The 9267-nt window shown below is 43.3% G+C and carries 7 protein-coding genes; 5 read left to right on the plus strand and 2 right to left on the minus strand.

Annotation, left to right across the window (positions count from 1 at the left end; translation table 11 throughout):
- Positions 1-773, plus strand: a 773-nt coding sequence (locus tag G1O98_RS33875) for an ATP-binding cassette domain-containing protein (protein ID WP_163937892.1), incomplete at its 5' end; no start/stop codon positions are given.
- Between the two features lie 7 nt (positions 774-780).
- Complete coding sequence (locus tag G1O98_RS33880; RefSeq protein ID WP_163937895.1) at positions 781-3771, plus strand: NHLP bacteriocin export ABC transporter permease/ATPase subunit; 2991 nt, start codon at positions 781-783, stop codon at positions 3769-3771.
- 70 nt (positions 3772-3841) lie between these two features.
- On the opposite strand, the gene G1O98_RS33885 is transcribed toward G1O98_RS33880, so the two are convergent.
- Together G1O98_RS33885 and G1O98_RS33890 are read right to left on the minus strand one after the other, a co-directional pair.
- On the minus strand, positions 3842-6058 hold the full coding sequence (locus G1O98_RS33885; protein ID WP_163937898.1) for a PAS domain S-box protein: 2217 nt from the start codon (positions 6056-6058) through the stop codon (positions 3842-3844).
- Positions 6059-6074: 16 nt separating this feature from the next.
- On the minus strand, positions 6075-6359 hold the full coding sequence (locus tag G1O98_RS33890; protein WP_163937900.1) for a HAMP domain-containing histidine kinase: 285 nt from the start codon (positions 6357-6359) through the stop codon (positions 6075-6077).
- A 248-nt stretch (positions 6360-6607) separates the two neighbouring features.
- Here G1O98_RS33890 and G1O98_RS33895 point away from each other — a divergent pair, with 248 nt between their 5' ends.
- The 3 genes from G1O98_RS33895 to ispG all read left to right on the plus strand — a co-directional run bounded on the left by G1O98_RS33895 (position 6608) and on the right by ispG (position 9151).
- Positions 6608-7579, plus strand: a complete 972-nt coding sequence (locus G1O98_RS33895; protein WP_163937903.1) for a glutathione S-transferase family protein — start codon at positions 6608-6610, stop codon at positions 7577-7579.
- Between the two features lie 7 nt (positions 7580-7586).
- Entirely contained in the window at positions 7587-7757 is a 171-nt protein-coding gene (locus G1O98_RS33900) for a hypothetical protein (protein WP_163937906.1), read from the plus strand.
- 167 nt (positions 7758-7924) lie between these two features.
- Positions 7925-9151, plus strand: coding sequence for a (E)-4-hydroxy-3-methylbut-2-enyl-diphosphate synthase (ispG, locus tag G1O98_RS33905; protein WP_163937909.1), 1227 nt, complete (start codon positions 7925-7927; stop codon positions 9149-9151).
- Positions 9152-9267: the final 116 nt, after the last annotated feature.

The following is a 9267-nucleotide window of genomic DNA, read 5'->3' on the forward strand; positions in this document are numbered from 1 at the left end:
TGGCAGCAGAGGCAGGGGGAGAAATTACTTTTTCATCTCTGTGGCAATTACAGGGACATATTGAATTACGAAATATCAGTTTTGGCTACAGTCGCGTGGAACCTGCCTTAATTGAGAGTTTTAGCTTAACTGTTCAACCTGGACAACGCATAGCGCTTGTGGGGGGAAGTGGTTCAGGGAAATCTACGATTGCTAAATTAATTTGCGGTCTTTATCAGCCTTGGGTAGGGGAAATCTGTTTTGATGGTGTAGAGCGATCGCAAATTAAGCGTTCTGTATTGGCTAACTCATTGGCAATGGTTGAGCAGGATATCTTTTTATTTGCGGGGACTGTGCGAGATAATATCACTCTTTGGGATTCAACTGTACCAGAAGCTGATTTGGTGCAAGCTTGTCAGGATGCAGCCATTCATGATGCGATCGCTTCTATGCCTGCCAAATATGACTTTGAATTAATTGAAGGCGGTATGAATATCAGTGGTGGGCAACGCCAACGTTTAGAAATCGCCCGCGCTTTGGTGAGAAATCCCACAATATTAGTACTGGATGAAGCAACCAGCGCCCTCGATGTAGAAACCGAATTGATGATTAACCGTAACTTGCGACAGCGTGGTTGCTCATGTATTGTAGTAGCCCACCGCCTGAGTACAATTCGTGATTGCCATAAAATTATTGTTCTAGACCAAGGTAAAATTGTCCAAAGTGGTACCCATGAGGAATTATGGCAGCAAGGCGGAACTTATGTTCGCCTACTCCACGCAGCAGAGGCATAGTTGAGCAATGAGTGGCCCGCAGGTGAATCCTTCTTCTAAACTGTACTCCTTTCAGGCGAATGAACCAGTATTGTTAAATGACTCAGAAACGCTATGGATAGTGCAGTCTGGAACATTAGCTGTTTTTGCGACTGGAGTTGTTGAGGGAGGCAGGAGGCAGGATAGCGCAGCGTTAGCGAGTCCGCGAGCGTCGGCAGGAGGCAGGAGGCAGGAAGAAGACTGCCCTGTGCGCCCAGCGTTCCTTGATAACAGTTTACTAAAGGAGCAGCGCCGCTATCTGTTTCATGTCAACGCTGGAGAAGCATTGTTTAGTGCGGCTTTGTTACCGAAAGAAAGCAAGTGGAGTTTTGTAGCGATCGCAATTGAACCTACACAATTATGCCAGATGTCAATGGTTGATTTGGTTCAGGGAATTGGGGCGGCTGATTCTCAAGCCATAAAGCTTTTAGAAGGTTGGGTAAATCATTTAAGTCAGTCTCTTAGTGCCCAGCAAACAGTCGTGACAACGCCATTAAACATTGTGCAGACATCGGGAGAGGATTTTTCATTATCGGCTGGTGAGGCACTACATCTGTGGCAACAAACACTTGTGTGGGTGAAGTTGCAACAAGGTAATGTTAGCTGGATGGGAGTTGAAGAACTAACGTTGAATCCTGCCTCGCCAGCTTTTCCCCTCACGAGTGCGATGTGGCTGGAGGCAGAAAATGCAGTTATTGGACAAGTATTAACAACCGCAGATTTACCAAGTTATGAAGAAATACGTAGCGGTTTAGTCTGTTCACATACTTATTTTTTTCACTACTTGAGTTTGCTAGTAAACAAACAAGCAGAAGCAGAATTTCGGCAGTTTCAGCAAAGAGAGCAACTTAATCAGCAAGTAATTGAGGGCGCACTCTCTGACTTAGCAACAGTATTGCAACCACAGCAAGAAGCTGTATCTCAAGAGGGACCGCCTCTATTGGTAGCAATGGGAGCAATTGGACGGACATTGGGAATTGAGATTCGTCCAGCAGCGGATAATTTTAGTTCAATTAAAGACCCTGTGGCAGCGATCGCCCAATCATCGCAAATTCGTATCCGGCGTGTGACTTTGGCAAGTGGCTGGTGGCGGCAAGATCAAGGGCCGATGCTAGCTTATACCCAATCAGAAAAGCGCCCAGTCGCTTTGTTACCCACAGATAAGCGGGATTATGTAATCTTTGACCCAGTTGCGCGAACTCGCATCCCCGTAAATGAGGCAGTAGCAAAAACACTGACAACATCTGCCTACGTTCTGTATCGACCGTTGCCCCAAGTTGCACTCAAAGCCATCGATTTACTTCGGTTTGGGGTTAAAGGTTATGAAAAAGATATCGCTAGTATTTTAGTAGTGGGGCTACTGGGGACGATATTGGGAATGGTTGCACCACAAGCAACAGCAATTTTAATCAATAATGCCATTCCAGATAGCGATCGCGCTTTACTGTGGCAGATAGGATTGGTAATGTTTGCGGTTGCCTTTGGGCAGTTAGCTTTTCAAATTGCCCAAAGTATTATTACCCTCCGAGTCGAAAGCGCCACTGATAGCGTATTGCAACCAGCTATTTGGGATCGCCTGCTGAGATTAAGTCCAAGGTTTTTTCGTCAGTATACCGCCGGAGACTTAGTTAACCGCGTTATGGCGGTGAGGGAAATTCATCAAAAACTGAGCGGTGCTACCCAAAAAACGTTGTTGAGTGGGGTTTTTGCCTTACTCAATTTAGTGTTGATGTTTATTTACAGCTGGCAATTAGCGCTGGTGGGAGTGGGTTTAGCAATCTTTGCTGCTGCGGTTACAACAGTTGCAAGTTTCCGCTTGGTGAAGAAATCCCGCAAACAGCAAGAACTCAATGGCGCGATTCAGGGACTCACTGTCCAACTAATCAATGGTATTGCCAAACTGCGGGTAGCAATGGCAGAAGAACGGGCATTTGCTGCTTGGGCAAAAAAGTATAGCCAGCAAATTCGACTAAAGGCGAATTGGCAACAGATTAAAGATGGTATGTCTGTATTCAATGAAGCACTACCCTTAGTCAGTTCTATATTGCTTTTCGGATTGGCGATGCTGTTGATACAGCCACGCCTCACACTTGGTATATTTGTTGCTTTTAACTATGCTTTGACAATTTTCATTAAAGGGATAATTGACCTGAGCAATACTGTATCTGAGATTTGGGGGATTGTACCAATATGGGAACGGGCAAAACCGATTTGGCGATCGCAGCCTGAAGATGGCTCAACCAAAGTTAACCCTGGTCAATTAAGTGGTCGCATTGCCCTAGAAAATGTGAGTTTTCGCTACTCGGAACATGGCAACTTAATTCTCAATAATGTCAGTTTCCATGCTGATCCAGGAGAGTTTGTGGCGATTATTGGCCCTTCTGGAAGTGGTAAATCAACGATATTCCGGTTGTTACTGGGATTTGAGACTCCACTAACAGGCAGTGTCTACTATGATGGCCAAGACTTAGCAGATTTGGAACTTCAGGCTGTACGCAGGCAGTTGGGAGTAGTATTGCAAAATGGCAAATTCGGGACTGGCTCAATTTTTGATAATATCACCGCCGGAGCCTTGGTTTCTCTAGAAGAAGCTTGGGAAGCTGCACAGATGGCAGGCTTTGCTGATGATATCAAGCAAATGCCGATGGGAATGCATACTATAATCGCTGAGGGTGGTACTAATCTTTCTGGGGGACAACGGCAAAGATTATTGATTGCGCGATCGCTAGTTGCAAAGCCCAAAATTATTTTAATGGATGAGGCAACCAGCGCTCTGGATAATCGCACCCAGGCAATTGTAACTGAAAGTTTAGCCAAATTAAATGCTACCAGAGTGGTGATTGCCCATCGCCTCAGTACAATTCGTCATGCAGACCGCATTTATGTTCTTGATGCAGGTAATGTAGTGCAGATGGGTAATTTCTCAAAATTAATTGCAGAAGAAGGGCTATTTGCCCGACTTGTAGTCCGGCAGTCATAACACCTTTTATTCTTAAGACAATACAATCATTGCTATGCTGATTGATTGCCGCCAATTGCCCAATGCCTATCTAATGCCGAATTGGAATTTTAATTACAAACTCTGTTCCTTGACCTGGTGTTGAGTAACACTCCAATTTGCCACCATGTTTTTCGGTAATAATTTGATAACTAATAGACATTCCCATACCTGTTCCCTTACCCACAGGCTTGGTGGTAAAAAATGGATTAAAAACCTGCTTTTCAACTCCTTCTGGCATCCCTAAACCATTGTCGGCAATCGCGATTTTAACCCAATGAGAATCTATTAACGTACTATGTATGGTAATTTTGGGTAGAGAAACTTCATTGTCTGTTTTTTGTTCTAAGGCATCAATAGCATTTGCAAAAATATTCATAAACACCTGATTCAGTTGTCCAGCGTAGCATTCTACTAAAGGTAAGCTACCGTAGTTTTTGATTACATTAATTTCGGGAAATTCTGGTTTTTCTTTGAGGCGATGTTGCAAAATCATTAAGGTACTGTCTATGCCTTCGTGAATATCTACAGCTTTAAACTCGGCTTCATCCATGCGCGAGAAAGTACGCAGTGACAGGACAATCTGACGGATGCGTTGAGTTCCCACTTTCATTGAATTCAAGATTTTTGGTAAATCTTTCTGAATGTATTCCAGGTCAATTTCTTGACATAAAGTCAACAGTGGGTTGAGTCGCTCTGCTAACGCGTAGCTTGCTTCTCCAGAGTAGCAATTACCATTCTGAAACTCAGGCGGGTTAATGATTTGATATGAGTTAATTAACCGTAATAAATCTTGGGTATGTTCTTCAAGATGGCTGAGATTACCATGGATAAAATTGACAGGGTTATTGATTTCATGGGCGACTCCGGCCACGAGTTGACCCAGACTAGACATTTTTTCAGCCTGAATCATTTGTGCTTGGGTACGTTGGAGTTCTTGAAGAGTTTGGGCTAAATCTTCTGCGTGTTGTCTAAGCTGGGCTTCGATTTGTTGGCGATCGCGGATATCACGGGCAATAGTTGAGAAGAATTCTATTTCGCCTTGTTCATTTTTGTGGGCAATCAGCACTTGGGAAACTGGAAACTCTTCACCATTGCGACAGCGAAATATAGATTCTCCAGACCAAATCCCTTCTCGAACTACGGTAGGTATTATTTCATTCTGGAATTTTTCTAATATTGATAGTCCTATAACCTCGCTAATATGAAATTTGTTAGTTTCTGAGGCTGGAATTTGTAAAATCTTCTGCCCTGCTTTGTTTAGGTAGTAACTATTTCCATCTGCATCAGCCATACCGACGATATCAGTTGTGGCTTCTAAAATAGTTAGCAGTCTTCTTTGCTCTTGTTCAGCAAGTTTACGCTCGCTAATATCTCGCACTACCGAAAGTGCATGAAGTTTGCCATTGTAGTTCAATAGTTTGCCTGTAACTTCTATATCAAAATAAGTGCCATCTTTGCGAATATTTACAGCCTGAGTGTGAAATTCACCTCCTATCTTGATTGTGTTGATGAATTTCTCGAATTGCTGAAAAGAATCGGGATGAATAAAATCTGTAGGACTTAAGTGGAAAAATTCTGCTTGAGAATAGCCATGCATCTGACAAAAAGCGGGATTGGCAGCGACAATCTTACCTGTATCTAAATCAACAACATTGATGCCATCATTCACAGTCTCAAAAATGCTGCGATACTGAGCTTCTTGTTGACTTAAGGTTGCCTCAGCTGCTTTGCGTAGACGAAGCTCGTTGTAAACATTACTAATATCCCTAGCTACACAAACAACAGTATCCTCACTCATTGGCGCAATACTCGCCTCAAACCAAACTTCTTGATCGCCAATGGGCAAGCTATATTCGATTTTGAAAGTTTTCTTGGTTTTTAGTGCCTGTTGAATGCAGTTGAGAAAAGAGTCTGCAAAAGCAGAAGGTAAAACCTCGTGCATGGTTTTACCTATTAGTTCCGCAGGTGGTTGGTATAGTAAAGGCGCACCGCTAGGAGCAATTTTGAGGTAGCGTCCTTCGGCATTAAGGATGAGAATCACATCTGGTATGGCGTTAAACAATGCTAGTAATTCTGCTTGAGAAGCCTTGAAGGTTAGTTCTGCTTGACAATTACTTTCTAATAGTTGTTTTGATTCTCTAAGTTTCTGTTCTAATTGGGCGATTTCTGCACTGAATTCTGTGGTGGATTTTGCCAGTTGTTGCTGTAACTGAGCGTTTTGCTGACGAAGAAAAAGTATTTCTTGCTCGAATTCTGTGTTATGCATTACTTGTTTCTCCTGCTTACTGTTGAACTGGAATTAATATCTCAAATTCCGTACCTTGCCCTGGAGAAGAGTTGCATTGGATCGAACCACTATGTTTTTCCACTATAATTTTTCGAGCGATCGCTAAAAACTCTTGTAAATACCCGACATATCGCCTCCGATCAAAACCAAAATCATCTTTGAGGGAAAAGTCAGTTTCTCGATACTCTCGATAAACTAGGGTTCTCGAACCATTGGAGATTTCTTCAGTTACGTGGTATCCAGGAATACTAACCATGCTACAAATCTTGAAGGCTTTCATATTTAGTCTTCCCAAATGGGTAACGCCAGTTCTATCTCAGGTAGTAATCATTATTTGGGCAGGAGGCAGAAACTCTTTCTGATGCGTGAGTTCTGCATTTTCTACCTCACTTACTTGCAAACTGCTGCATCTGTACAATAATCGCTATCATTTAGCAAAATGACTTGCATTACTATTTGGATAGCGCTTTTATCGAGTTAACTAAACTAGCAAAGTCAGAATTACACCATCACGCTTAGGAGAGAATTATGGCATCAAGAATGATGGTCGGAGGTAAATGGATAACCGATGAGAATGAGCAGAATCAAAGCGGTGAGTTCCATGAGATGCCAACAACCTTTCGCGATCGCGTTACCGCCGATGGTTCTAGTGGGTTTAAGGCAGAAAGCGGACGCTATCACCTCTACGTTTCCTTAGCGTGTCCGTGGGCGCATCGCACCTTAATTATGCGAGAACTCAAAGGGTTGAATAATGCCATCTCAGTCTCTATTGCCGATCTGATTCTAAGCGACTTGGGCTGGAGCTTTTCTGCACCGCTAGAAGCCATACCTGACTCGGTGAGTCATGCTAAATATTTGTCAGAGATTTATCTGAAAGCTGCTCCCAAATATACAGGGCGAGTCACTGTTCCAGTGTTGTGGGATCGGCAAACTCAAACTATCGTCAACAATGAATCTCGTGAAATCATGCGGATGTTTGACGTAGAGTTTGAGGAATTGGCGACACAGAAAGTAGACTTATACCCACGCGAATTACAACAGAAGATTAATGAAACGATCGATGCAATTTATATGCCAATCAACGCTGGTGTATATCGCTCTGGTTTTGCGACTTCACAAGCGGCCTACGAAAATGCGGTAACTGAACTCTTTGAGAATTTAGATCATTGGGAAACCATTCTTAGCAAGCAGCGCTATTTATGTGGCGTTCAACTCACTGAAGCCGATATTTGTATGTTTGTGACGCTGTATCGCTTCGACTCAGTGTATTACGGTCATTTTAAGTGCAACTTGCGGCGAATTCTCGACTATCCGAACCTCTGGAATTATGTAAAGGATCTATATCAGCGTCAGCCATTCAAAGCAACGTGCAATCTAGACTATACTAAACGCGGCTATTACATGAGTATGACCGAGATTAATCCAAATCGAATTGTACCCAAGGGGCCAATCATCGATTTTGACGAACTGCACGATCGCGATCGCTTCGGTAAGCCGTAGTTGCGATATGCCAAAGGCATTAAGCTTACAAAGGTCAAAATCAGTTATCTCCATAAAGTATCAAACGTATTGGTACATTGCTACACAACTATCACAACAGCGAAAATATACCAGACAAATAATTACTGCCATCGTTAGTAGTGCTTATAACTCAGTAAAAGAGCGATCGCGTCGTTAAACCTCACTAACACTGCTCAGTTAGAAAAGTTTTTAATTCTTTGCCGACTCAATTCTCCAATTTTTTCTACATAATCGTCCAAAAGAGCCACTAGCTGTGGCAATCTGGGAAACAGAGATTTATCAAATCTGATATTTTTAGCTACTGCAAATTTACCCGATCAGGTTATGCAAACTCTGCCCATAGTAGATACTTCAAATACTGCATCAAGTCAACCTATCTTTGATACGACTATCAAGCGGCGTAAAACCCGTCCCGTAAAGGTAGGAAATGTCACCATTGGCGGTGGCTACCCCGTTGTAGTGCAGTCAATGATTAACGAAGACACCCTTGATATTGATGGTTCCGTAGCTGGTATTCGTCGTCTGCACGAAATTGGCTGCGAAATTGTCCGTGTTACAGTGCCGAGTATGGCTCATGCTAAAGCTTTAGCAGAAATTAAACAAAAATTAATAAAAACTTACCAAGACGTGCCAGTTGTGGCTGATGTCCATCATAATGGGCTAAAAATCGCACTGGAAGTCTCCAAGCACATAGAAAAAGTGCGGATTAATCCGGGGTTGTATGTCTTTGAAAAGCCCAACGTCAATCGAACCGAGTATACTCAATCCGAATTTGACGAAATTGGCGATAAAATCCGCGAAACTCTAGAACCTCTAGTAGTTTCTTTGCGAGATCAAGGTAAATCAATGCGAATTGGGGTAAATCACGGTTCCCTCGCCGAGAGGATGCTATTTACCTACGGTGACACCCCAGAAGGAATGGTGGAATCTGCCATAGAATTCATTCGCATTTGTGAATCCTTGGATTTTCGCAACTTGGTAATTTCCATGAAAGCCTCACGAGTACCTGTGATGCTAGCCGCCTATCGCCTGATCGCCAAGCGAATGGATGAACTGGGTATGGATTATCCGCTACATTTAGGCGTTACCGAAGCTGGTGATGGCGAATATGGGCGAATTAAATCTACGGCGGGTATTGCTACCTTACTTGCTGATGGCATTGGCGATACAATTCGCGTTTCACTAACAGAAGCACCAGAAAAAGAGATTCCCGTCTGTTACAGCATTCTCCAAGCTTTGGGATTGCGAAAAACGATGGTGGAATACGTCGCTTGTCCTTCTTGTGGGCGCACTTTGTTTAATCTAGAAGAAGTGTTACACAAAGTCCGGGAAGCCACTAAACACCTGACTGGGTTAGACATAGCGGTTATGGGTTGCATTGTCAACGGCCCCGGCGAAATGGCAGATGCCGACTATGGTTATGTTGGCAAAACGCCTGGTTACATTTCCTTATATCGTGGTCGAGAAGAAATTAAAAAAGTCCCGGAAGAAAAAGGCGTAGAGGAATTAATTAACCTCATTAAGGCAGATGAACGCTGGGTAGAACCTTAAGGGGAGAGGAAGCAGGGAGCAGGGAGCAGGGGGACAAGGGGGAATTATTGAACAAGTCTCTCCGTCTCCCACTCTCCTTTGTCTCTTCTTCATGCCCAATCCCCAATCCCCAATCC

Origin of the sequence: Nostoc sp. UIC 10630 (genome assembly GCF_010747425.1) — a bacterium.
GTDB lineage: Bacteria > Cyanobacteriota > Cyanobacteriia > Cyanobacteriales > Nostocaceae > Nostoc.